The organism is Ereboglobus luteus (assembly GCF_003096195.1).
Taxonomy (GTDB): domain Bacteria; phylum Verrucomicrobiota; class Verrucomicrobiia; order Opitutales; family Opitutaceae; genus Ereboglobus; species Ereboglobus luteus.
Window position 1 is genome coordinate 2,957,601 of sequence record NZ_CP023004.1, and the last position, 25,008, is coordinate 2,982,608.

Here is a 25,008-nt window from a genome sequence, read left to right on the forward strand (position 1 = left end):
CGATTTGGATCGATTCAAGTGGAGCGATGCCGCCGCGGCCGAATGTAAAACGTCCCGGTCTGCATTGGCGCAGGCCGGGACGTGGTATGATGATTATGTTTCGGGCCGCCTCGTTTTATTTTTTCGAGGCTTCGGGAGATTCGGTTTCGTCAACGAGGACAAAGCGGGTGCCGCCGCGGCTCCAGATGCGGAGGAGCGTCTTTTTCGAGGGCGGGTTTTCGGTGAGCTTGACGGCTTCGTCTGCGTTGGCGACGGGTTCGCGGTTGATTTCCTGAATCACGTCGCCGGGGCGCAGGCCGGCGGCGGCGGCGGGCGAGTCGGGATCAATGTCGGTGATGACCGCGCCGGTGATGTTGCTTGAAATGCCGTAGGCGCGGCGGGTGCGGGCGTCGAGATCGGCCACACCGACGCCGTTGAGCGTGCCGTTATCCTCGGTTTTGGCGCCGCCGGATGCGTCGTTGCCGGCTGTGTTTTTCTCACCGGGTTGGTTGCCGACGACGATGGCGAGTTGCTCGGGCTTGCCGTCGCGCATCACGGTGATGGATGCGCTGGTGCCGGGAGCGACGGCGGCGACGGCGAGGCGGAGCGTGCGTCCGTCCTTGACGGCGCGTCCGTTGAAATCGGTGATGATGTCGCCGGGCTTAATGTCGATTTTCGAGGAGGGGCCGTCGGGCGTGACTTCGGCGACGAGCGCGCCGTCGGCGTTCTTGAGTTTGAATTGCTCGGCCATTTCAGGCGTGAGGTTTTGCACGGCGACGCCGATGAAGCCGCGGACGACTTTGCCATTGGCGACGAGTTGCTCCATGACGCTGCGGACGAGGTTGGAGGGAATGGCGAGGCCGATGCCCTGGAAGCCGCCGGAGCGGGAGAGGATGGCGGTGTTGATGCCGATGACGCGTCCGCTCATGTCGGTGAGCGCTCCGCCGGAGTTGCCGGGGTTGATGGAGGCGTCGGTTTGGATAAAATCTTCGTAGCCCTGGCCGTCCTCAATGATGCCGACGCCGCGTCCGAGGGCGCTGATCATGCCGGCGGTGACGGTCTGGCCGATGCCGAAGGGATTGCCGATGGCGAGCACGCGGTCGCCGACTTCGAGCTGGTCGCTGTCGGCAAAGGTGGCGGCGGGCAATCCGCCGGCCTCAACCTTGATGACCGCGATGTCGGTTTTCGGGTCGGTGCCGATGACCTTGGCCTTTAATTCGCGTCCGTCGTTGAGGGAGACTTTGATTTCATCGGCGCCGGTGACGACGTGCGCGTTGGTGAGCACGTAGCCGTCGGCGGAGACGATGACGCCGGAGCCGAGGCCGGTTTGCTCGGGCTGGCGTTGCATGCGGCTGCCGCGGCGGTTGTTGCCGCGATTGCCGCCGTTGCTGTCGTCGTCGCCATACGGTCCGAAAAACGGGCCGAAGAAATCGCGGAATCGCGGGTCGCTGAAAAATGGATTGTCGGCGATGGGGACGTTTTTGGCGCGTTCGGTGACGAGCACCTTGACGACGCTGGGCGCGACTTCCTTGACGATGGGCGCGTAGCTTTCGGTGGCGGAGGGCGCGGTGCGGGTGAGCGGAGTGGCGTCAACTTTCATCGTGACGCCCGGCTTCGAATCCTTTTGCGCGAAGGCGACGGCCGAGAGCGTGATCGCAGCCACTGCGACAAGGCTGCCGCCGAGGAGGGCGAACGGGCGGCGTGCGGTTTTTGCGTGATGGGCGGGTTGCGTGTTGTGGTTTGTCATAAGAGCGGATGTTTGAAAAATGGATGTGTCTTTTGGAATGTTGCGCCCCAACTATCGCACGAATTATTTTCGGATATCTTTCGGGAAGCTTACTTTTTTGTAATTTTCCGTGTCCTTTTGCGAGATTGGGAGTAATGTTTTCCGGTAAAAATTTTCAACAACCATGACCGTTCACGATCGTCTCGCAGCCCATCTCTCGAAAACTCCCGACACTGCCAGCGCCAACTGGGTCGCCGCCAATGCGACCGTTGTCGGCGATGTCACGCTCGGCCCCAAAAGCAGCGTGTTTTACGGGGCGGTGTTGCGCGGCGACATTGCGCGGATCGTGGTGGGCGAGGGCTCGAACATTCAGGACAACTGCGTGGTGCACCTGGCGGACGATCTCGACGCGGTCATCGGCGACTGGGTGACCGTGGGCCACGGCGCGATCATCCATGCGTGCACGATTGAGGACGAGTGCCTGATCGGCATGGGCGCGACGGTGCTCGACGGCGCGAGGGTGGGGGCGCGGAGCATTGTGGGCGCGGGTGCGGTGGTGACGCCGCGCACGGTGATTCCGCCGGGCTCGATGGTGCTCGGCGCGCCGGCAAAGGTCGTGCGCCCGCTCAGCGAGGAGGAGCAGGCTAAGCTCAAGGGCTGGGCCGAAAAGTATGTGCACGTTTCCGCCGCGCACGCGGCTGCGCAGAAATAATGTGCGAATTGTGAAAAGGCGGTAAGTTGTGCATGCGCGCCTGTTTTTGCGTGGTGGATGCGCGCAAGGAATGGCATGATTTCCCCGATTGAAAAAATTGTGTGCAAGGTTTTTGCGTGTTGCCTTTTTTCGCGGGCTTCAATTTCCACGTTCATGTTATTCGCCATGGGTGGGTAACAACGCATCCTAATTCCATTACATACTATTATGAAAAAACTCATTGTTGAATTCATCGGCACCTTCTTCCTGGTGTTCACCGTCGGCATGGTCGTCAACCAAGGCCCCGTCCTTGGCGCGCTTGCCATCGGCTCCGCGCTCATGGTCATGGTTTATGCCGGCGGCCATATTTCCGGCGGCCATTACAACCCGGCGGTGACGCTCGGCGTTTTCCTGCGCGGCAAATGTGAGGCGAAGGATGTCGTGCCCTACTGGATCGCGCAATTCGCGGCTGCGGTCGTGGCGGCGATTGTTGTTTGCCTCGCGGTCGACGCGAGCTTGAGCCTCGGGGTGGGCGGCGGCATTGAGAAGGTCGTTCCGTGCATTATCGCCGAATTCATCGGCACGTTCGCGCTTGTCTGGGTGGTGCTCAACACCGCCACGTCCAAGGGCACCGCGGGCAACTCGTTTTACGGGCTGGCGATCGGCTTCACGGTTTTTGTCTGCGCGATTTCGGTCGGCGGCATTTCCGGCGGCGCGTTCAACCCGGCGGTCGGCCTCGGCGTGTTCGCGATGGGCAAGGCCAATCTCGCGATGCTCGTGCTCTACATCGTCACCGACCTCGTCGGCGGCGCGGTCGCGGCGCTCACCTACAAGATTGTCAACGGCAACGACTGAGTTTTTCGCTGACCGCACTTGTTTCGAAAGCCGGACATTTTTGTCCGGCTTTTTTTGCGCATGAAACCGGGCTCGATATTTCACGGCATGCCGCATAGTTTTGCGCGCATGAATTTTCGAATTCGCAATTTCTCCCTCACCCGCTCCGCCTCCCGGCACCCTGGCGTTTTGGCGTCCGGCCTTCTCGCCTCCATCCTTTGCCTGTTGCTTTGCTCGTGTGCGTCGAAAAATACCAAGAGCGCGGCGCAGGGCGAGCCCGCCATCGCCTACCTCTTCACCTACTTTACCGGCAACGGCAAAAGCGGCCTGCACCTCGCCTGGAGCAACGACGGCTACAAGTGGAACGCCCTCGGATCGGGCGCGAGTTACCTGAAGCCCCGCGTCGGCGAGTCGAAACTCATGCGCGATCCCTGCGTGGCGCGCGGCCCCGACGGCGTTTATCACATGGTGTGGACGACTTCATGGGACGGGCGGACAATCGGCCACGCATCGACGCGCGATTTTCTCACATGGTCGAAACAGGACGCGATTCCGGTCATGGCGGGCATCGACGGAACGCGCAACTGCTGGGCGCCCGAAATCATTTACGACGATGAGGCGGGGCAGTTTGTCATCTATTGGTCATCGACGGTTGAGGGACGTTTTTCCGAGACCGCCGGCACATCTGAAAACAAATACAATCATCGTCTCTATTACACGACCACGACCGATTTCAAAAACTTCCCGCCCGCGCAATTGCTCTACGAGCCCGGCTTCAGTGTGATTGACGGCACGCTCATCAAGTTTGGCGGACTCTGGCAGCTCATCGTGAAGGATGAAACCGTGACTCCCCCGAAAAAACATTTGCGCATTGCGACCAGCGCGCGTGCCACGGGGCCGTTTGCCGCGCCGCCCGCTGCCCCGTTCTCTCGCGATTGGGTTGAGGGGCCGGCGGCATTTGTCGGGCGCGAAGGCGAGGTGCTTGTATATTTCGATGTGTATCGTGAAAAACATTACGGCGCGATGCGTTCGCGCGATATGAAAACGTGGGAGGATGTGACCGACAAAATCTCGCTGCCCTCCGGGGTGCGCCACGGCACAGTGATCGAAGTGCCCGTGACCATCATCGACAGGTTGCGCTCAATCGATCTTGCCATGAGGCGTCCGCCGCCGCGGGCACCGTTGATTCTGCCGTGAGGCTTGGTGCGCCGCTTGGCAACTTGCCTCGCGGGGCGCGCGGCGCCGCGCTCATGGTTTGGCGAAAATACCTTCCGTGAAAGCTTTTCCACGAGGTAAAAACAGTTGCCTTGTGAGGCTGCTTAGCGCCCTCGTTCACGCCCCGATTCGTTTTATCGAACACGGGCTTAATACATGCAATTTCACGCCAATTATTGAACCTAATATCATCATGCGAAACCTCACCATCACACTCCTTGGCTTGATAATAATGACATCCGGAATCGCGAATGCCGCTGTTGAAACTACCGATGTTTTTGTTTCCGGCCGCGACGGTTATCACACGTATAGAATACCGTCCATCGTGCGCATTGCGGACGGTGACTTGCTCGCCTTTGCCGAAGGGCGCAAGGGCGGCAAGGGCGACGCCGGCGACATCGATTTGCTGGTGAAGCGTTCCAGCGACAACGGCCGCACATGGAGCTCCGCGAGCGTGATCTGGGATGATGCCGGCAACACTTGCGGTAATCCCTGCGCTGTGGTCGATGGCGACACGGGTGTTATCTGGCTTTTCGGCACGCACAACCTCGGGACGGATCGCGAGGTGGACATCATCAACAAGCGCGCCGCGAGCACGCGCACGGTGTGGGTGATGCACTCGCGCGACGGCGGGCGCACGTGGTCGAAGCCGGTGGATCTCACGTCCACGCTCAAAAATCCGTCGTGGGGCTGGTATGCGACCGGTCCCGGCGTCGGCATCCAAATCGCGCGCGGCCCGAACAAGGGGCGGCTCGTCATTCCCTGCGTGCACAGCTACGATGATCCGCAGGGCAATTTGCGCGGAGGTCCGTATGAATACGGTTCGCACAGCATTTACTCCGACGATCACGGGAAGACGTGGAAGCTCGGCGGTGTCATTCATCCGAAGATGAACGAGTGCCAGGTGGTCGAGCTCGCCTCGCCCGCCGGCGCGATTGAGATGAACATGCGTTCGTATTTTGATAACGGCTGCCGGGCGGTTGCGCGCAGCAGGGACGGCGGCGTGACATGGACCGGGCCGGTCGACACGCCCGCGCTTGTCGAGCCGCGCTGCCAAGCGAGCGTGTTGCGCCACAGTTGGCCGAAAGGCAAGAAACCCGGCGTCATGCTGTTCTCCAATCCTGCGTCAAAAACCGCCCGCGAAAACATGACGGTGCGCTTGAGCGAGGACGACGGGGCGACATGGCCGCGTTCATTGGCATTGCAAGGGGCGTCCGCCGCGTATTCGTGCCTCGTGTCACTTTCGAACACGGAGGCAGGCTGCCTCTACGAGGTCGGCGGCAAGACCCGCAAGCAGTCCTATCAGCGCATCGTCTTCGCGCGATTCTCATTGGGTGACATTAAATGAGGTCAACGCACGAGGAGTGCGCCGGGCGGCAAGCCAGCGCGTGCATTGACATAACGGGGGCGAGCCGCTCATTTTTTCACATCATATAGAAAAACAGCACTCCCTTTAACGATGACTCCCCAGGAACAGCAACTCGACGCCTATCTCAATCAACTCAAGGCCATGGGCCTTACCGACGAAATGATCGAGGCCTACAAGCAGCAATTCGCGGCCTCGATGAACGCGGCGTCGCAGTGGAACCAGAATATCTCCCAGTTCACGCAAAACATGCAGCAGTTCAACGAGCTTTTCGGCGACGGTGATGGCGACGACGACGAGACCGGGGGCTCCGAAATCACGCTTTCCGACAAAACCACGCTCACGCCGGACGAGCAGCGCGCCGTGGCTTGCGGCGCGGATCTGTGCATGCTCAACGACCAATATCTCAACGACCTTCCCACGGGCCTCGGCAAAAAAAACTGCCGCCAGCTTCTTTCCCAGTGGTGGGATATCGACGGGCGCGAAGAAATGCTCGAAACCATCGCGCGCCTTCAAAAAACGGGGCATCGCGGACAGTTTAAAATCATCGCGCAGGCTTACACGATTTTGGACGCCAAGGAAGGGAAACGCTACCTCCGCGAGGATCTCGCGGGCGTGATGGACGAGGACGTTGCGGTCGAACGCCTCCGCAATCTTCGCGACGGACTTGAGCAATTTGTCGAGGACGGCCTGATCAGCTCCGAGAAAAAAGTGCCCGACATGATGGTGTGGGATTTTGCCCGCATCATAAACATTTCGCGCGCCGGTTTCGACGCCGGTTATCTGGAGCGTGAGGAGGCTCTCGCCTCGATCATGGACGCCGCCGCAAAAATCGGCGCCGCGTATGGTTCGTGGAAGGAAATGTCGGTCGCCTACCAATTTGCCCGTTATGTCTGGACTGGCGACGACACCTACGAACTGATGAAGGCCAACATGGACGTCCTCTTGAGCGATCCCAAAAGTCCGTGGGTGACGATTGAGTGGTGACGGTGCAGCGCAGACAGTTGTTTGCCGCATGAAATACACGCCCATCAAGCCGCCGCTTACCGGCGAAACGCTCGAAACGCTTTCCGATCGCCTCAAGGAGCGCGGCGAGCCGGCGTTTCGCGCCAGGCAAATCCTCGAATGGCTGTATAAAAAGCGCGTCCGTTCCTGGGATGCGATGACCAACCTTTCCAAGCCGCTCCGCGCCTGGCTCGCGGACACGTTTGAACTCATGCCCGCCGCGCTCGTGCTCGGGCGCCAGTCCGCCGACGTGACCGACAAGCTCCTGCTCGAGCTTGGGGACAAATCGCTCATCGAAACCGTTATCATCCGCGCGCCGCAGGATGGCGTGGGCGTCGATCACTCGCGCAAAACAATCTGCGTTTCAACCCAAGTCGGTTGCGCGATGGCCTGTGTATTTTGCGCGAGCGGGCTCGCCGGGCTCAAGCGCGATCTCACCGCCGGCGAAATCGTCGCGCAACTATTGCAGGTTTGTTATCGCGAGGACGCGCTCACGCCGCGTGCGCATGCGGAGCTCGCCTCGTTCGACAACATCGTCGTCATGGGCATGGGTGAGCCGCTTGCCAACTACGACGCGCTCATGCGCGCGCTCACAATCGTCAACGCCGACTGGGGGCTCGGTTTCGGCGCGCGCCGCATCACGGTTTCGACGAGCGGGCTGGTTCCGAAAATCCTGAAACTTGCCGACGAGCCGCTCGGGTTTCGCCTCGCGGTTTCGCTGCACGGCGCGACCGATGAGGTGCGCGAAAAAATCATGCCCGTGAACAAGGCCTATCCGCTCGCGAAACTTTTGCCCGCGGTGATGGCGTTTTCCGAAAAACACGGACGCATGATCACGCTGGAATTCATCCTGATCGCGGACGTGAACGACTCGTTTGATCAGGCGGAAAAGTTGCGCGACATCGCGCTCGACCTGCACGCGCATGTGAACCTGATTCCCTACAACACCGTCGAAGGGCTGCCGTGGAAACGTCCGAGCAACAATCGCCAGGAGCGTTTCGCCGACGTGCTGCGCAACGCTCGGATCTCGGTGACATTGCGCCGCGAAAAAGGTCACGACATCGACGCCGCCTGCGGCCAATTGCGCCTGCGGACGGAAAAGGAACGGGAGCAGCAGTTGTAGCGCGCCTGAAGGGTTGCGACTTCGCGGACATGCCGCTCGCAAAAGCGTTTTAATCCCTCATGTGAGACGCCAAGGGTAGGGCGGTTGGTAGGCTATCGCTAACGCTCGAAACACCGAAACCGTTGCTTCGTCACATACAGTCCACGGCGTGAGTGACGCGCGCCCTGCCTGTTTGCCGTTCAGGGTTTCCCCATCATTATTTGGATGCTGTTTTTTTGAGAAGCGCCTGGGCTCTTTGTTTGGCGTCGGGATTTTTTTTCAGGAAGTCCAACAGTTCGGCGCGCATCTCCTTGATCGCATCCTGGGTCTGTTTGTTGCGCAGCATTTCGTTGGCGATGATGGTTCCGATAAATTTGCCCGCTTGCGTGTCCGACGGATAATGCACGCCGCCGATCACGCGACACCACATGGTTTCGCGCACGTCGTTCATGAACAGGATTTCGTATTCGGGCATCGCCTTGCCGAGGAACACCGCCCAGAGCGCGCTCGCCGAGGAATGGCCGCTTGGATACGAGGTGTTGTCCTGCCGTTCCACGCAAGGGTCGACACCAAGTCCGCGGTCATAGGGGCGGACGCGATCCCATTGTCTTTTCGATGCGCGAACGACCGGGCGGCGTTCGTTGGTGGCCTTTGTCAGAATGGCGATCGTGCGCGGCAGGTTTTTTTCGTTAAACGCGGGACCGAAAACTTGGGTGCCCATCGAGAGGCTGTCGTGGGCGCAGACCCGCTTTGCGCGCGCGACTTGCGCGGGGGTGCGGTCCTTTTGCACTTGAAGCACGGTTTCAAGGTCGGCCATTCCCGCCGGGGAATCATTGGCCGGCGGCGGAGGAACCATCGCGATGATTGCCGCGGGGTCTGTCGTGAGAAAACGCTGATCCGCGGCACCGGCTGTGGCGGCGAGGAGGAACGCGATTATTACTGTTATGACGGGAGCTTTTCTCATTGATGTGTGCTGTGCTAAGGGTGTGTGTGATTGTTTGTCTGAATGAATATTCAGGAGGCGAGGTCTTGTCAGAGTTGTGTCGCAAACCGGTGAGGTCAAGGCGTGAAGCATGCCATTTGGGCATGCGGAAGTTATTTGTTTCAAGATGAATAAACATTCAAAATGAAATATTGACCATCCTTTTATTATGCCCTGCTTTGGTCGAATCCGGCCGTGGCCGGCGGACAATTCCTCCTTCTTAGTATCCCGCTAATTCTTATCCCGAAATCTGATTTATGCCCTTTCTGAAACCCTCTCTCCGACGCTGGATTATTGTTGCGATCATATTCGCGGCGATGGTGCTCAATTACATCGACCGGGTAACCATCTCCTTCCTCAAGGATGAAATACAAACGATGTTTGGCCTCGATAATTTCGGCTACGCGCTGATCGCCAACGTGTTTATTTTCTTCTACGCCATCATGTATCCCGTCTCCGGCTGGCTCATCGACCGCTTTGGACACGGCGACGGTGTCCGGCGGTTTATGTTTGGCGGCATCCTGCTTTGGTCATCCGCCTGCATCGCGGCGGTGTTCACTCGCGTTGCCTGGACGTTCGGCGCCTGCCGCGCCGTCCTTGGCGCCGCCGAGCCGATGGCTTACGCCGCGCAGCTCCGCGCAGTCACGGAATGGTTTCCCAAGAAACTTCGCGCGACGGCCAACAGCCTTTGCGTTGCCGGCGGCACCATCGGCATGGTCATCGCCGCCCCGCTCCTCGTCGGCCTCAAGGAAACCTACGATTGGCGCGCCGCGTTTCTCGTTCCCGGTGTGCTCGGCGTCATTGTGGCCGTGCTTTGGTTTGCCTTTTACCGCAATCCGCCCGCCGAGGTGCTCGCCGAAAACACCGGCGAGGCTTCCTCCACGAAAGGCGCCGCCTTCACATGGCCGCAACTTTGGAAAACACGCACGCTTTGGGGCGTCATCCTCATCCGTTTCATCAGTGATCCCGTCTGGTATTTCTGTCTTTTCTGGCTTCCCGGCTACCTCAAATCCGCCGGTCTCAGCGAGCAGCAAGTCGGCATGTTCGGATGGATTCCGTTTCTCTTTGCCGCACTCGGGGGCATCGGCAGCGGAATTGTCTCCGACTTCATGGTGCGTTCCGGCATGGCGCCGCTTCGCGCCCGCAAAGTTCTGCTCACGACCATCGCCCTCGTCATGCCCGTCTTCGCATTCACCCCGCACATTGCCAGCCCCGTTGTGGTCATCGCCATATTCAGCGCCGTATGCGCCATTTGCTTGAGCTGGCTTTTTAATGTCCCCGTCATCCTGACCGAGACCTTTCCCACGCGCAACGTCAGCGGAGTGCTCGGCATCTCGGCCGGTTTCGGCGCCCTTGGGTCCGTGATATTCAACCTCTTCGTCGGGCGCGCGCTTGATACTGTCGGCCCCGTTCCCATCTTCGCCGTCATGGGCGGCCTCCACCTGGTTGCCGTCGCCGTGCTTTGGACAATGGCGCGAAAAGAAAACCCGCCGTCCGCCCGTTAGTTTATAATTTATATATATAACTCATTAAAAATAATATTATCATGAAAACCGAAAATAATACGATTATCGAACCGTCAAGGGAAACGCCAATATACAAGGAAACAGACGTGCTGGTCGTCGGCGGAGGCCCCGCCGGCATCATGGCCGCGCTGGGCGCGGCGGAGGGCGGACAGCGCGTGACGCTTGTCGAGGGGCTCAGCCATGTGGGGGGCAATCTCACCACCGGGCTTCCCATCCTTGGTTTTCTCAGCCAAAAGCAGGAATTGATTATAAAAGGCCTGCCGCAAAAACTCATGGAGCGGCTCAAGGCGAAGGGCGCGGCCAGCGAGCACCAAGCCTGCCCGCTGCATGTCAGCCTCACAATCATCGACCCGGAGGCCGTCAAGACCGAGGCGATGAACATGCTTCTCGAGGCGGGCGTGGAGATTCTCCTGCACATGATGTTTGCCGATGCGATTGTGGAGGACGGCAAAATCAAGGGATGCGTTTTTCAAGGCAAGGCGCGCCGCGAGGCGATTCTTGCCAGGCAGGTGATTGATTGCACGGGGGACGGCGACGTGGCTTTCCTCGCGGGCGCGCCTTGCGAGAAGGGGGACGACAAGGGCGGCATGCAGCCCCCAACGCTCATGTTCCGCCTCGACAACGTGGACACGGACAAGCTCCGCAACAGCATCGCTGGGCAACCGGGCTCGTATCAGATGGACTTCATCCCTCCGGATTATTTTGGCAAAAACAGCCGCTTCATCACGGTCGGCTTGCGCAACCTGATAGAAAAAGCCCGCGCTGAAGGCGTGCAGATTCCGACTGATCGCACGATTATTATAACCGGCATCAGGAAAGGCGAGGCATGGATCAACATGACGCGCGTCAAGGACATCGACGGCTCCGACCCGCACAGCCTCACCGACGGCGAGATCACCGCGCGCAAACAAATCGACGGCATTGTTAAATACCTGACCGGTTATGTGCCCGGGTTTGAGAACGCATGGCTGTCCAACACCGCGCCATTTCTCGGCATTCGCGAATCCCGTCGCGTGGTGTGCAATTATATGCTGAATCGCGACGATCTCCTGAACTGCGGCAAGTTCGACGATGCGATCGCCGTCGGCAGCTATCCGATTGATATTCACCGGCCGAACGACAACGACTGCACGCTTGAATGGTGCGGGGATTGTTATGATATTCCCTACCGCTCGCTCGTGCCGCAAAAAATCGAGAACCTATTCATCGCGGGCCGCTGCATAGGCACGACGCACGAGGCGATGGCCGCCACTCGCGTGATGTCCACCTGCATGGCCGTCGGCGAGGCCGCCGGGCGCGCCGCGGCGATGTGCGTCGCCGGGGGAATCCCGCCCGCGTCGCTCGATGTTGAACAGCTTCGCGAAAAATTGCGGTCAAGCGGAGCCTACTTGCGCTCATAGTAGAGATTTAAATTTTTTGATTATATATAATAAAAAATGAAACAATACGGTTTCCCTGGCTCCCTTCGCTTTTATGCCGCAGCCGCGGCGTGCGCGTTTTTGTTTTCGTCGGCCCATGCCGGGTCCAATCTGGATGATAAAACACTGACGTTCCAAAACGGCCTTGCCGGTTATGCCGGCGCACTGGAGGTTGGCATCGACCAGAATGAGCCGGGGGTGCTTGGCGCCAAGTCCAACAACCTTTGGATCGAACGGCATGAGAGCAAGGGCGAGCAACTGAAGGCGAAGCAGGCGCTGGTTCGTTTTGATAATATTTTCGGTTCGGGGGCCTCGCAAATTCCTCACGGCGCAAAAATATCGAAGGCGACATTGCGTCTCAATGTGGGCTCGAAAAAAGACGCGATAACTTATCACCGAATATTTCTCAGCCGCATGCTCGTGCCATGGGGAAAGGATGCCGCGTGGAAATACAAAACGTGGGGCGACGACGGAATCCAATACGACGGGCGCGAGGCCGTCGCCGATCCCGACGCGCTCTTTGTCCCCAATCTCAACAACACAGCCTACGAGATTGATGTCACCGAGTCGCTGCGTGCGTGGGCGGGCGGGCAGCCGAACAACGGCTGGGTCTTGTATTCAACGCGCACGCACCATGTGCCGGCGGCCTTTATCACGTCACGGGTGGACAGACGGGAGTTGCGTCCGCTTCTCCGCGTCACCTACGACGCCAATCCCTCCAATATCGCGCCCGTGGCGACAAACCTTTCCTCGACGTTTGCAAACGCGACCACCGCCACGCTTTCCCTGCGTGTGACTGACCCCAACAAAGACGCACTAAGCGTCGCATTTTATGGACGCAAGCAGGCCGTCGCCGCGGATGATTTCCAGATTATACTCCTGCCCGACACACAATATTATACAAACGAGCGGCTCGGGGGAAAATCAAAGATGTTTGACGCCCAGACCGAGTGGATCGCCCGCAATGCCAGGGCGCGCAACATAGTCGGCGTGCTCCATCTCGGGGACATCACGGACCACGGGGATATTCATGAAGATCAATGGAAACTTGCCCGCCGGGCGCTCTATAAACTTGAGGATCCAAAACTGAGCGGCCTGCCCGAGGGTGTTCCCTATTGCCTGGCCGTCGGCAATCACGATCAGCGTTATCCCGGCCCCGACGGAAAAATCAATAGGGATGGCCCGGCGAAACTGTTTAACAAGTATTTCGGCGTGAACCATTTTAAGGGGAAAAGTTATTACGGTGGAAATTACGGCGATAATAATAACAATCACTTCACGCTGTTTGAGTCAGGCGGAACGAAGCTCGTTGTGATCGGTTTGGAATTCGGTCGCCTCAGAAACGATCCCGGAATCCTCAAGTGGGCCGGCGATGTTTTGACCAAGCATGCGGACCGTCATGCGATTGTTATTACGCACGCGACCCTTTTTCCCGGAATTCCGGGAGAATTTCAGGAGGACGGCGAGGCCGTTTATGCCGCGCTAAAGACGCACAAAAACCTCATGCTTATCGTGGGCGGACACACAACGGGCGAGGGCCATCGCACGGACACTTACAACGGCTTCGTCACGCATTCCATCGTTCAGGATTTTCAATTCGATGAAAACGGCGGATCGGGGTTTCTTGGCGTGCTTACTTTTTCACCGCGCACCAACGAAATTCGCGTGGCCACCTATTCGCCCTACACGGACAAATCGCGCACCGACTCCGCGGCGCAATACACGCTTGCGTATGATTTCGGAGCCAAAATCGAGCCTTTCAAAAAACTCGCCACAGTGAAAACCGCGTCGGATGCCGAGGCTAAATACAAGTGGAAGGGCAGGGCGGCTAACTCGGTTTATGAATGGTATGCCGAGATTTCAGATTCCAGAAAAACAACCCGCACCGAACTCCAGTCATTCATTCACGCCCCGGCGAAATGAAGAAAATTCATTGAGGGAGGCCCGACGCCAGTCCACTTGTTGGACGCCTTTACCGACCGCTAACTCCTAGGAAAATGGTGCCTAGAGAGGGGGCGCTCATTTCATAGGAGAGTAAAATCGCGCTGGCTTGAAAAAAGTGATGCGAGGGAGGCGCGTTCCCGGGCGCGCCCACTGATGCGCATGAAAAATAACACTCTGGCAATCACCATAAAATCATTTGAGGTGACTTGCCTCGGGGGACATTGCACTTTTTGGGGCCATGTCCGCTTCGCCCCCTTTGGTCTCCGCTAATAAAAGAAAAATTCCCTTCGCATGGGAGATCGTTGTCTGGCTCTGGCTCGCCTACTTCATGAACCAGGCCGACCGGCAGCTTTACAGCGTCGTTCAAAAACAGGTGCAGGATGCCCTGAGCTTGAGCGATATCCAGGCGGGGCTGGTCAACACCGTGCTCATCGCTTCGATGGCGGTGATGATGCCCATCGCCGGCATTGTCGGGGATCGCGTCTCCCGCCGCCGCATCATCCTGTTCAGCCTGCTGGCGTGGAGTCTTGCGACAATGTTGACCGGCTTCACAAACGGCCTTGTTTCGCTCATTGTCGTGCGCAGCCTGGCGACCGCCGTGGGCGAGGCGTTTTTCCTTCCCGCCGCCACCGCGATGATCGGCCAGTATCACGTCAAGACGCGCGGGCAGGCGCTCGCGATTTACCAGACCGCGCAGTATTTCGGCGCGGTGTCGTGCGGCTGGGCGGGCGGTTGGATCGCGGGGAAATACGGTTGGGAGCACTCCTTCTGGTTGTTCGGCGGCGCGGGTGTCATTCTCGTCGCGCTGATGTGGCGCCGTTTGAAGGATGCGCCCAAAACCGCCGCGGCCACCGCCGCGCGCGAGCCGATCGGCGCCGTTCTCGGCGCGTTGGTGCGCACGCCGACCGCGCTGGTGCTGACGCTCGCGTTGGGTTGCTCGACTTTTGTCAACATGGGCTGCCTTTCCTGGATGCCCACGTATTTGCAGCTGGAGCCGTTCAATCTCACGCCCGCGAAGGCCGGCGTTTTCAGCATGCTGTATTACCAGATTTTCTCCTTCGTCGGCGTGCTCCTTGGCGGGCGCATCTCGGACAAGATTGTCGGGAACCGTCCCTCGTTCCGCGTCGAGTTGTCCGGCATGGCGCTTCTGTTGTGCGTGCCCACGCTCTACACCATGGGCGCGACGCACAACCTCTGGCTTGTTTACGCGATGCTTGGCGCGTTCGGTTTCTTCCGCGGCCTCTACGATTCCAATATCTACGCCTCGCTCTTCGATGTCACCTCGCCGCGCCACCATTCCACGGCCACCGGTTTGATGACCGGTTTTTCGTTTGGCGTCGGTTCGCTCGCCCCGCTTTTTCTGGGCGCGATCAAGCAGTCCTACGCGCTCAGCACCGGCATCTCGCTGCTCGGGGCCGTTTATGTTGTGGGCAGCCTTGCGCTCCTCGTCACCGCGCGCGTGTTTTTCCCCTCCGATTTTGCCCGCAACCGTCAAAGCATTCCTTCCTCAAACAACGACAACCAATAAAAAACCACCATGAAGAAAATCCTCCTCCTCGCACTTTTGGCATTTGTTCCCCTGCTTGCCCGCGCTCAAAGCAGCGCGCCCTACACCGACGGCCCCGTATGGGAAATGACGCTCGTGCGCACCAAGCACGGCATGGCCGACGAATACCTGCGCAGCATCACCAAGACGTTCTGGGCCGTCATGGAGGAGGCGAAAAAGCAGGGAATCATCATGGATTTCAAAGTCTTCTACGGCCTGGCCTCGTCACCGTCGGACTATGATGTCATTTTGCTCACGCAAACCAAGGACATGGCCTATCGCGACAAGGCCCGAGAGCTGCTCGATCCCATTGTGATAAAGCTCGAGGGCAACACCGCGAAGCAGCGCGAGACGACGAGTGTGCGTCTCGATATGCGCGATGTTTTGGGTTACAAATTGATGCGCGAAATCTACCTCGACGGCGGGCCCGCCGCCAAGAAGGGGAAGAAGTAAAACGGAACAACCCCGTGGGGGCGCACCTTGCGTGCGCCCTGATGCCGGCCCGCTTTGTGCATACGTGCGCAAACAGTCTTTCGCATGCGAGGGCGCGCGCAAGGCGCGCCCCATAAGATGGAAATCTATATTATGAAAAGAACGAAAGACATGCCCCGGCGCTTCAGGAATGTTCTGTGTTTTGCCGCGTGGTTGGTTTTGGCCGCAAACCTGTCCGCAAATTCGGGAAACAATGTTATATACATCGGAGCGGAGGGAAAAGAGGCGTCCGCCAAGGAATTGGCCGACGCATACAAGCAGCTTGCCACGACCGGCGGCGTGATTGTGCTGCGCGGACCTGTGCGCATAAAAGGCAACTTTGACGCGCCCGCTCACGACGCGCCCGTCACCGTGACCGGCAGTCTCGACGGCGCGAGAAACGCCTCCGCGAAACTGATATTGAACGCATCCTATCGCGTCAACGGCCCGACGACTTTCGAGCGTCTCATGTTTGTGACGGAGGGCGCGGATTATCGTTATCTCCACTGCAACGGCCACGCGGTTGTGCTCGGCGGGGGCATTGTCTGCCAGTCTCCGCCGAAGGGCAAGTATCCCACCATCGTCGGCGCGTCCCAAAACAAAACGCGCGGGCGATCCGGCTCGAATGTCACCATCAACAGCGGCCAGTGGTATACCGTGGTGGGCGGCGCGATTGACGAGGGTGCGCCCACAAATGGCAACCTTCGCATGGTGGTCAACGGCGGGCGTTTTTACGGCGCGGTGTGCTCGGCGGGCGTCGGACGGCACACGGGCGACGCGGAACTGGTGATCAACGGCGGCACTTTTTATAATAGTGTTTCCGGCCTCGGAAACATAGCCGGGGCATCCCTGACGGGCGCCATCCGCGTCACCATAAACGACGGGCGTTTTTATAATGCAATTTCGGCCACGCGGAATAATGAAGCGGAGTTTTCCGGCTCCTACACGCTTGCGATCAACGGCGGCGTTTTTACCTCGGTCACCGGCATCACCGGCACGCGCGGCGTGCGTGGCGGCGCGAAGTCTTCCATTGTGGTGAATCCTGCGTCGCTGCTCGACGAGAAAATCAGGGGCAGCCTCTCGTTTATCAATCCGATCATCAAGGGCGCCGATCCGTGCGTGTTTTTGCACGACGGTTATTATTATTGCACGACCACGGGCGGCTCGCGGCTCGAGGGATACAAGGCGGCGAATCTTTCCGATTTTCCATACGCCCAGCCGGTGATCATTTGGCAGCCGCCGCCCCGGCGCGAGTTTTCAAAAAATCTCTGGTCGCCAAAAATATATTATTTCGGCGCGGAGGATGTCGGCGAAAAATTGGCGGGCCACTATCTCTACGTTTCGGCCAACGACGGTAGCGACAACGCCGCCGCCGACCAGCGCATGTATGTGTTGCGCAGCCTGACCGGCGATCCGCTCGGCCCTTACGGTTCGCCGACGGACGGCGAGTTAAACGTGCCCGCGCGAATGACCGCCGCGCAGGGGAAAAAATTCAATCGCGAGTGGACCGTCGGCCCGAAGGTTTTGCAGCACAATGGAAAACTTTACTTCATCTGGGTGGGCCGTATCGGCGACAGAAACTCGCGCAATGTCGGCGATCACTGGCAGTGTCTTTACATCGACGAGTTGATCAATCCGTGGACGGTTTCCGGCAAGCCCGCGATGATATGCCGCCCGACGCTCGATTGGGAAAAACACGGCGCCGGGCGCGCGAGCGACGGACGCATGCTGCCGGAGGTTGTCGAGGGCGGCGCGCCGGTTTACAGCGCCGACGGCACGCTCTACCTGCTCTACGCGGCGAGCGGATACTGGACGCCGCACTACGTGATCGGATTGATGAAACTGATCGGCGACGACCCGATGAATCCGCGCCATTGGCAAAAGGCGACGCAGCCGATCTTCAAGGCATCGAAGGACGTCATCGGCCCCGGCAACGCCTGTTATGTGCCGTCGCCCGAGGGCAATTCGCACTGGGCGATTTATCACGCCTATGTCGGGAAAAAAACAAAAGGCGTGCCGCGGCAGCTGTTTGCCGAGCCCTACGTGGCGAACGACAGGGGAGTCGCGATCAGCGCCGGCGAGCCGCTTCCGCTCGGCACGCCGCTGAAGATCGAGGCCAACCCGATGCCTTTGCGGAAAAAAATCAGCGGCTTCACCGGGCCGCTTCCGCCACCCGATCCCGCGCTTGCTGCGGACGACAAGGACATCGCGCCACTCCCCTCCTGGCGGCAACCTCCGCGCGCCCGGGCGCAACAACAGCAGCAACAATCGCAACAACAACAAACGTCCGGCGCATATCGTCCGCCGCTGACCGACTGGCGTTTTGACAAGGGCCCCGATCCGAAAACGAAAGGCGACCTGCGCCTCTCGGGAAACACGCTCCGGCTGACCGCCGATTTCAGCCGTGGCAAACGTTACGTCGGCGCGGTGTGTCCCGTTGCGTTTCCCGACGTTTCAAGGGTGAGTTTCAACGTAAGGACAAATCAGAAAAAACTTTTGGTGCGGCTCAAGGATCGGACGGGGCAAATCCACCAGCACAGTTTTAACACCAAGCCGGGGGAGCCGGAAACGATTGTCGTTCCGTTCGAGGCCGGGCTCAGCGGCAAACCCTGGGGCGGCGCGAACGACGGCAAGATGCACCTGCCCGTCGGCGAGTTCGAGATCATCCTCGCCGCGGAGCACGCGGGGCGCGAGGGGTTTTGCGAAATCTCCGACGTGCGCCTGATCGCCAGCCCTCCCGCAAAGCCGGCGGAACCGCTGCGGCTCGACGACTACGACGCGCGCAAAATCACCGTCAACGGCAACGCGTCCGTCGAGAAGCGGGGCGACTTGCTCGTCGTCACGATTTCCGGCGGGCAAAAAATATCCTGGCCCGGAATCAATTTGCGCCCGCAAAACGGCACGCAATTTTTCGACCTCGCCCGCTGCTCGGTTCTGGCGATGGACGTGAAAAATCTCACCGGCGCGCAGATTGGCATCAAGTGCCAGATCGAAAACCCCGGCTCCAACGGACGTGAGAATTGCATACGCGGCGGCATCGCGCTCGACGCGGGCGAGTCCGGCACGATGCGCGTGCGCTACCACCGCAACGGCATCGCCCCGGACGACGTGAAAATCGAGGGCGTGAAAAACTCACCCGAGGGATTGAAGGGCCGCTGCACGCTCGATCTGGCGCGCATCACAAACATCATGCTATTTGCGAATCCGCTGGGCGCGGAGGTGAAGTTCGAGGTGAGCAACATCCGCCTGGAGGAACCTTTCGCCGGCGCGCCTGACGCGCTCAAAAGCACCTCGACATTTTATCCCGCGTTCGACCGTTACGGACAATACAAGCACAAGGACTGGCCCGGAAAAACGCGCGCCGACACGGACCTCGCGAAAGACCTCGCCGACGAGGACGCCGATCTTGCCGCCAACCCGCGCCCGCCCTCGTTCAACCGTTACGGCGGCTGGGCCGACGGCCCGGCGCTTGAGGCGACCGGCGCGTTTCGCACGGTGAAGCACGGCGGCATGTGGTGGCTGGTCGATCCCGAGGGAAAGTTGTTTTTTTCGCACGGCATCAACCAATTTTATAATGCGGAGCTGACCGGTGTCACATTGCGCGAGCATTATTTTGAAAACCTTCCCGAAAAAAATTCCCCCGGGGGGCGCGGCCTCTGGCGCAAGCAGGCTTACCTGGCGGGCACGCCGAATTTCTATCGCGACAAAAAAGTAACGCCCGACGCCTTTGATTTTTTCGGCGCCAACCTCCGCCGCAAACACGGCGACGACTGGGCCGGCGCGCACAAAAAACGCCTCTATGCGCGCGCCGAAAGCTGGGGTGTCAACACGCTGGCAAACTGGACGCACAAGGATTACATCCGCGACGGACGCATGCCCTACGTCGGCCAGGTCGGCACGCCCGACGCGGTCACGATCAAGGGCCACGGCGGAAGCGCGGCGCGTTTTTTTCAAGACGTGTTCGATCCGGGCTTTGAGGAGGCCGTCGAAAAGGCGCTGCGAAAAAATTGGGCCTTTGCCGCGAACGATCCCATGTGCATCGGTTTCTTCGTGGACAACGAGCACGCGTGGGGAGGCGAAACCGCGCTCGCCGAGGCCGTCTTGCGCAGCCCCGCCTCGCAGCCCGCCAAGCGCGAGTTCGCCCGCAGGCTGGAGAAAAAATACGGCGACATCGCCAACCTCAACGCCGCGTGGAAAACCAGGCACGCGTCGTTCGCGGCCTTTCTCTCCTCGACGCAGCCGCCGGATCGCGCGGTGGCGCGCGCCGACCTGGTTGAGTTCAATAATGCCCTGAGCGACCGTTATTTTGAGGGCGCGCGCAACGCGGTTCGCCGTTTTGCGCCGGGGCGGCTTTACCTTGGCTGTCGTTTTCAAACGGTTCCGTCCGCCGCAATCATGCGTTCCGCCGCGAAATTTTGCGATGTCGTCAGCTTCAACCTCTACGAATTCAGCGTGGAGGCGCTTCGCCTGCCCGACGCGATCGATACGCCGGTCATCATCGGCGAATTCCATTTCGGCACGATAGCCAACGGCCATTTTCACCCGGGCCTGCAAGGGTGCGCCGACGAGGCGGATCGCGGCCGCGCCTACCGGCGCTATGTGGAAGGCGCGCTGCGCAATCCGCTGATTGTCGGCACGCATTATTACCGGCTCATCGACCAGTGCCCGACGGGCCGGAGCCTCGACGACGAAAGTTTCCAATACGGATTTCTCAGCATAACCGACCGGCCTTATCCCGACATGGCCGACGCGGCGCGCGCCGTGGCTCGCCGCATGTATGCCCTCCGCGGCGGCGCGAGCGAATGAGCCAAACCACCCTGCGGCTTTCCATGAAAAACAAACCCGCCCTCATCCTCATTTTTGCCCTCGTCCTGTCATGCGCCGCGCTTGGCGCCGCAACCATCCGTCCGGTCGAGCCGCGCTGTGAGCATCGTGACAATCCCCTCGGCCTTCGCGAAACGTGGCCGCGCCTTACTTGGCGGCTTGAGGCGGTCAACGCCGCCGACCGGGGACTCTCGCAAAGCGCGTGGCAAATCCTCGTCGCCTCCTCGCCCGAAAAGCTCAAGGCGGACGAGGGCGACATATGGGATTCCGGACGTGTCACCGGCGCGGACGTTCGCGCGGTTTTCGCCGGACGCAAACTCGACACGCTCCAGCAGGTTTGGTGGAAAGTTCGCGTTTGGGACGGGGGTGGCCTCGCCTCCGGCTGGAGCGAGACAGCCACATGGTCGCGCGGGCTTGAAGAAACCGTGACGCTGCAAGACTGGCCGGGCGGATGGATCGGCCTCGACCCCGATGACAGGCAGCGCAACGAAAACCTCACCGACGCCCAGCGCGAACGCGCCGCGCGCCGCATGTTGAAATGGGTCACGGCCGTGACAAAAGACCATCAACGCCCCGCGCAATCCGCGGACGGCTCCAAGGCCGCCACCGCCTTGACCGCATGGTTCAAAAAGAGCTTTCACATAAAGGACAAACCGCGCATCTCCCGCGCCGTCATTTGGCTCGTGCCCGACATGGAATGTGAAGTCTGGGTCAACGGCGAGCGCGCAGGCGCAGCCGCCCGCTGGAATGTCACACGGCAGATCGACATCGGCTCCTTCCTCATCAACGGAAACAACCTTGTCGCCTTGCGCGTGACGCAAGACGACGGCAACGCGCCGGCCGTGTTTGGCGAGATCGAGATGTTCATCCCGTCCGGGACGCGCCGCGAACCGATTGACGGAAACTGGCTTGCCGCCCTGTCGGACGCCGCGAGACCCGACGCGCCTGAGCTGGCGGGCGACGACACATGGAGCAAACCCGAGGCAAAAACCAGGTTGCGCAGCTTCACAAACGGCACGCACTACTACGCTCCGGCCGCCATGTTGAGGAAGGAGTTTTCCGTGGGCAAACCCGTGCGCCGCGCGCTGCTTGTCGCCACCGCCGCCGGAGTCTATGAAGCCGAGATCAACGGCCGGCGCGTCGGCCACGATTTCTTCTCGCCCGGCTGGACCGAATACCGCCGCCGCCTGCACGCGCAGACCTACGATGTCACCGCCTTGCTCAACGATGGCGCGAACGCCATCGGCATCACGCTCGCCGACGGCTGGTTTTCCGGCACCGTGGGGGCTTGGGGACTGCTTGGAAAACGCCAGGCCTACGGTGGTTTCCCGCGGGCGCGCGCCCTGCTTGTTATCGAACACGACGACGGCAGCGTCACGCAAGTGCCCACCGACAGCAGCTGGAAGGCAAGTTTCGGCCCCATTCGCTACGCCGATCTCATGCAAGGCTGCGGCTACGACGCACGGCTGGATATGCCGGGCTGGACGCTCCCCGGTTTCGATGACGCCAAGTGGAAAAAGCCCAACTCCGGCGAGAAACCCCGCTTGGCCGACGGCCCGCGCCCCTTCGCCCAAACCGTGATCGAGGGCGCCACGCTCGACGGCGTGCGCATCACCGAGACCCTGCCGGCCCGCTCGGTGAGAAAAACCGCGCCCGGAACATGGCTCGTGGACTTCGGCCAAAACTTCGTCGGCTGGGCGCGCCTCAATGCGCGCGGAACCGCCGGCACGCACGTTATTTTTCGCCACGGGGAAATCCTCAACCCCGACGGCACCCTGCACACCACAAACCTGCGCGGCGCGGCGCAGGTTGACGAGTTCTGGATGCGCGACGGCGAGCAGGTGCTCGAGCCACGTTTCACCTTCCACGGCTTCCGTTACCTTGAGGTGCGCGGGCTTGAGCACGAGCCGTCCGCGACGGATTTTACCGGCATAGTCACCCACACCCCGATAAAACGCACCGGATGGTTCGAGTGCTCCAACCCGCTTTTGAATCAACTTTATTCCAACATAATCTGGAGCCAGCGAGGCAACCACCTCGAAATCCCCACCGACTGTCCGCAACGCGACGAACGCCTTGGCTGGACCGGCGACATACAATTCTTCGGCGGCACTTCCGTTTACAACTACGACATGCGCGCACTTCTCGAGCGCTGGCTCGAAACGCTCATCGCCGACTCGCAAAATGCCGCGGGCACCTTCCCCGGCAACGCACCCGCCTACCCGGGCTACCACATGCGCCCCTCGAGCGGGTGGGGCGACGCTGCCATAGTTGTCCCCTACATCCTCTGGCGGCAATACGGCGAGACACGTCCCATCGAGCGCCACTTCGACGCGCTCCTGCGCTACATGGACTGGCTTGAGCGCCGTTCGCGCGACGGAATTGTGGTGGTCCGCAGCAGTCTGGGCGACTGGTTGAACAAGGGGGGCACCGCCAAGAAGGAGGTGATTGACACCGCGTTTTACGCCTATGTTTGCGACCTCATGTCGCAAATGGCCGCGCTCATCGGGCGCGACGCCGAGGCCGCGCGCTTCCAGAAACTGCACAAGGAAGTGCGCGCGGCCTTCGAGCGCGAGTTCCTGCTCGCCGACGGTTCCATTTTCGAAAGCAGCCAGACAGGCTACGCGTTGGCCTTCACCATGGGGCTGGTGCCCGAACATCTTCGCGAAAAGATGTCGGCAAAATTCAACGACAGTATCGAGGCCTTTGACTGGCACCTTGCCACCGGATTTATCGGAACCGCGCGCCTCATGCCCGCGCTCTTCAACGCCGGGCTCGACGACACCGCATGGCGCGTGCTCCTTCAGGAAAGCTATCCGTCATGGCTCTACCAAGTGAAGCTTGGCGCGACCACCATGTGGGAAGCTTGGGACGGCTTCATTCCCGAGACGGGCCGGATCAAAGGATCGCTCAACCACTACGCGTTTGGCGCGGTCGGCGAATCGTTTTACCGGCACATCGCCGGCATCAACACCGCCACGCCAGGATTCCGGGACATCGTGATCCGCCCGCGACTCGGCGGCGGGCTCACTCACGCACGCGCCGCCTACGAGGCCGTGACCGGCCGTGTCGAGAGCGGTTGGGAAAAACTGCCCGACGGCGGCCTAGCACTTGATGTGACAATTCCCGTCGGCTCGCGCGCGAGGATTTTCATTCCCGCGCGCGCTGCTTCCGCCGTTACCGAAAGCGGCCGCGCCCTCGGCGCGGCGCCCGGCGTGCGCGTGCTGACCTCCGAAATCTCCGGAGAGGTCGTATGCGAAACCGGCTCGGGCGTGTATCGTTTCGAAGTGAAACCTTGAATAACAGCGCCGCGATGGAAGGCCGATGCGCGCACTGTTACGAAACACTGACACCCACGATTAATATAAAACCGCAATATATGCGCGGAAGTCCAATCCCCGCAATCCAACCGCCACGTTCGGGGCAATGCTCACCCGTTTGCCTCGTCCATTGCCGTTTGCCCGGAGCGATCGACAAAATTATGGCGATAATCGCGGGGTGAAATATTGCGATGCCTCCTGAACCATGTGGAAAACTGCGGCAGGTGGGCGAAGCCCAAATCGTAGGCGATTTCCTTGATGCTGGCACGCGAGTTTTCCAACCGGTCGCACGCGGTTCGCACGCGCCGGTTGTCCCAATATTGAAACGGCGTTTGTCCGCGCGCGTCCCTCCAGATGCGGTCGAGCTGGCTCGCGCTCACGCCAGCGGCCCAGCTCACCTGTTCGCGGTTCCACGGCAGGTTGGTCGGCCAGTTGTCGATGAACGCCATGCTTGCGTTGATGCGCGGGTCGCACTGGTCCGGCTCGCGTATGTAGATGCCCGCCTCATGCAGGCGCGGATACAACGCGCCCATGAACGACCAGACGAGCGTTTGCAGATGGATGCGCTCCTCGAAAGTGCGGCTCACATACACATGGTCGTCGGGAGTCAACCCGGACGGGTGCCGCACGGTGACATAACGCCCGACGCTGGCGATGGCGGCCTGCATCTCCTTGGTTCCCTTCATGACGTGCACCGGCGGTCCCGCCCACTCGGCGGAGCTGGTGTCCACGCTCAAGTGGAGCGATTCGAGTTGCGAGTCGGGCGTGAACGCCTGGTGCCGCCGTCCCAGCGCGGGCACCAGCACGACCCAGTCGCCCGCGCCGGCCTGCAGGCGATGGTTGGCGTATTCCATTTTCATCGAGCCGCGCAGCATGCGCCAGATGATAAAGTTCACGGTCATGAACGTGCCCGACTGAGTGTTTGGCGCGCCCTTGTAATAACAAAGAAGCCTGCAACGCACCGTGTTCCAGTCAAACGGATGTCCCGCCGCGCCCGGCGCCAAAACAGGCAATGGGGATGTTTTTTGCGGGGTTGTTTTTGTTTGAATGCGCACAAAA

General features: G+C 60.2%; 16 protein-coding genes. 13 read left to right on the forward strand and 3 right to left on the reverse strand.

What is annotated here, in order from left to right:
* Nucleotides 1-115: 115 nt before the first annotated feature.
* On the reverse strand, nucleotides 116-1,726 hold the full coding sequence (locus tag CKA38_RS10785) for a DegQ family serine endoprotease (protein WP_108825483.1): 1,611 nt from the start codon (nucleotides 1,724-1,726) through the stop codon (nucleotides 116-118).
* 163 nt (nucleotides 1,727-1,889) lie between these two features.
* On the opposite strand from CKA38_RS10785, the gene CKA38_RS10790 reads away from it, so the two are divergent.
* The 6 genes from CKA38_RS10790 (at nucleotide 1,890) to rlmN (ending at nucleotide 7,939) form a co-directional block, all read left to right on the forward strand.
* Nucleotides 1,890-2,417: a gamma carbonic anhydrase family protein gene (locus CKA38_RS10790; RefSeq protein ID WP_108825484.1), complete on the forward strand. Its 528-nt coding sequence runs from the start codon at nucleotides 1,890-1,892 to the stop codon at nucleotides 2,415-2,417.
* Between the two features lie 207 nt (nucleotides 2,418-2,624).
* Nucleotides 2,625-3,251 carry an MIP/aquaporin family protein gene (locus CKA38_RS10795; protein WP_192881134.1) on the forward strand — a complete coding sequence of 209 codons (627 nt, stop codon included), beginning with the start codon at nucleotides 2,625-2,627 and terminating at the stop codon, nucleotides 3,249-3,251.
* 108 nt (nucleotides 3,252-3,359) lie between these two features.
* Nucleotides 3,360-4,427 (forward strand): glycoside hydrolase family 43 protein, encoded by a 1,068-nt coding sequence (locus CKA38_RS10800; protein WP_202863894.1) that lies wholly within the window; start codon nucleotides 3,360-3,362, stop codon nucleotides 4,425-4,427.
* Between the two features lie 211 nt (nucleotides 4,428-4,638).
* Nucleotides 4,639-5,793 (forward strand): sialidase family protein, encoded by a 1,155-nt coding sequence (locus CKA38_RS10805; RefSeq protein ID WP_108825486.1) that lies wholly within the window; start codon nucleotides 4,639-4,641, stop codon nucleotides 5,791-5,793.
* Between the two features lie 111 nt (nucleotides 5,794-5,904).
* The gene (locus tag CKA38_RS10810) at nucleotides 5,905-6,798 is read left to right on the forward strand and encodes a DUF1266 domain-containing protein (protein ID WP_108825487.1); all 894 of its coding nucleotides are present in this window, start codon (nucleotides 5,905-5,907) and stop codon (nucleotides 6,796-6,798) included.
* 28 nt (nucleotides 6,799-6,826) lie between these two features.
* Nucleotides 6,827-7,939, forward strand: a complete 1,113-nt coding sequence (gene rlmN / locus CKA38_RS10815; protein ID WP_108825488.1) for a dual-specificity RNA methyltransferase RlmN — start codon at nucleotides 6,827-6,829, stop codon at nucleotides 7,937-7,939.
* A gap of 196 nt (nucleotides 7,940-8,135) precedes the next feature.
* Here rlmN and CKA38_RS10820 read toward each other — a convergent pair whose 3' ends face one another.
* Nucleotides 8,136-8,882: a phosphatase PAP2 family protein gene (locus CKA38_RS10820; protein ID WP_161554856.1), complete on the reverse strand. Its 747-nt coding sequence runs from the start codon at nucleotides 8,880-8,882 to the stop codon at nucleotides 8,136-8,138.
* A gap of 275 nt (nucleotides 8,883-9,157) precedes the next feature.
* Between CKA38_RS10820 and CKA38_RS10825 the strand changes: the two genes are divergently transcribed.
* From CKA38_RS10825 to CKA38_RS10855, 7 genes are all read left to right on the forward strand, one after another.
* Complete coding sequence (locus tag CKA38_RS10825; RefSeq protein ID WP_108825490.1) at nucleotides 9,158-10,405, forward strand: MFS transporter; 1,248 nt, start codon at nucleotides 9,158-9,160, stop codon at nucleotides 10,403-10,405.
* 41 nt (nucleotides 10,406-10,446) lie between these two features.
* On the forward strand, nucleotides 10,447-11,826 hold the full coding sequence (locus CKA38_RS10830) for an FAD-dependent oxidoreductase (protein WP_108825491.1): 1,380 nt from the start codon (nucleotides 10,447-10,449) through the stop codon (nucleotides 11,824-11,826).
* Nucleotides 11,827-11,862: 36 nt separating this feature from the next.
* Nucleotides 11,863-13,767: a DNRLRE domain-containing protein gene (locus CKA38_RS10835; protein ID WP_108825492.1), complete on the forward strand. Its 1,905-nt coding sequence runs from the start codon at nucleotides 11,863-11,865 to the stop codon at nucleotides 13,765-13,767.
* A 259-nt stretch (nucleotides 13,768-14,026) separates the two neighbouring features.
* Entirely contained in the window at nucleotides 14,027-15,316 is a 1,290-nt protein-coding gene (locus tag CKA38_RS10840) for an MFS transporter (protein WP_108825493.1), read from the forward strand.
* 9 nt (nucleotides 15,317-15,325) lie between these two features.
* Nucleotides 15,326-15,787 (forward strand): hypothetical protein, encoded by a 462-nt coding sequence (locus CKA38_RS10845; RefSeq protein ID WP_108825494.1) that lies wholly within the window; start codon nucleotides 15,326-15,328, stop codon nucleotides 15,785-15,787.
* Between the two features lie 132 nt (nucleotides 15,788-15,919).
* Complete coding sequence (locus tag CKA38_RS10850; protein ID WP_161554857.1) at nucleotides 15,920-20,611, forward strand: family 43 glycosylhydrolase; 4,692 nt, start codon at nucleotides 15,920-15,922, stop codon at nucleotides 20,609-20,611.
* Between the two features lie 23 nt (nucleotides 20,612-20,634).
* On the forward strand, nucleotides 20,635-23,928 hold the full coding sequence (locus CKA38_RS10855) for an alpha-L-rhamnosidase (protein WP_152032816.1): 3,294 nt from the start codon (nucleotides 20,635-20,637) through the stop codon (nucleotides 23,926-23,928).
* 131 nt (nucleotides 23,929-24,059) lie between these two features.
* Here the strand turns inward: CKA38_RS10855 and CKA38_RS10860 are convergent, their stop codons facing one another.
* On the reverse strand, nucleotides 24,060-24,851 hold the full coding sequence (locus CKA38_RS10860; protein ID WP_161554858.1) for a helix-turn-helix transcriptional regulator: 792 nt from the start codon (nucleotides 24,849-24,851) through the stop codon (nucleotides 24,060-24,062).
* Nucleotides 24,852-25,008: the final 157 nt, after the last annotated feature.

Coding starts and splice junctions, on each gene's coding strand:
- CKA38_RS10785 (WP_108825483.1), bottom strand. CDS start 1,726: ATGACAAACCACAACACGCAACCCGCCCATCACGCAAAAACCGCACGC.
- CKA38_RS10790 (WP_108825484.1), top strand. CDS start 1,890: ATGACCGTTCACGATCGTCTCGCAGCCCATCTCTCGAAAACTCCCGAC.
- CKA38_RS10795 (WP_192881134.1), top strand. CDS start 2,625: ATGAAAAAACTCATTGTTGAATTCATCGGCACCTTCTTCCTGGTGTTC.
- CKA38_RS10800 (WP_202863894.1), top strand. CDS start 3,360: ATGAATTTTCGAATTCGCAATTTCTCCCTCACCCGCTCCGCCTCCCGG.
- CKA38_RS10805 (WP_108825486.1), top strand. CDS start 4,639: ATGCGAAACCTCACCATCACACTCCTTGGCTTGATAATAATGACATCC.
- CKA38_RS10810 (WP_108825487.1), top strand. CDS start 5,905: ATGACTCCCCAGGAACAGCAACTCGACGCCTATCTCAATCAACTCAAG.
- rlmN (WP_108825488.1), top strand. CDS start 6,827: ATGAAATACACGCCCATCAAGCCGCCGCTTACCGGCGAAACGCTCGAA.
- CKA38_RS10820 (WP_161554856.1), bottom strand. CDS start 8,882: ATGAGAAAAGCTCCCGTCATAACAGTAATAATCGCGTTCCTCCTCGCC.
- CKA38_RS10825 (WP_108825490.1), top strand. CDS start 9,158: ATGCCCTTTCTGAAACCCTCTCTCCGACGCTGGATTATTGTTGCGATC.
- CKA38_RS10830 (WP_108825491.1), top strand. CDS start 10,447: ATGAAAACCGAAAATAATACGATTATCGAACCGTCAAGGGAAACGCCA.
- CKA38_RS10835 (WP_108825492.1), top strand. CDS start 11,863: ATGAAACAATACGGTTTCCCTGGCTCCCTTCGCTTTTATGCCGCAGCC.
- CKA38_RS10840 (WP_108825493.1), top strand. CDS start 14,027: ATGTCCGCTTCGCCCCCTTTGGTCTCCGCTAATAAAAGAAAAATTCCC.
- CKA38_RS10845 (WP_108825494.1), top strand. CDS start 15,326: ATGAAGAAAATCCTCCTCCTCGCACTTTTGGCATTTGTTCCCCTGCTT.
- CKA38_RS10850 (WP_161554857.1), top strand. CDS start 15,920: ATGAAAAGAACGAAAGACATGCCCCGGCGCTTCAGGAATGTTCTGTGT.
- CKA38_RS10855 (WP_152032816.1), top strand. CDS start 20,635: ATGAAAAACAAACCCGCCCTCATCCTCATTTTTGCCCTCGTCCTGTCA.
- CKA38_RS10860 (WP_161554858.1), bottom strand. CDS start 24,851: ATGACCGTGAACTTTATCATCTGGCGCATGCTGCGCGGCTCGATGAAA.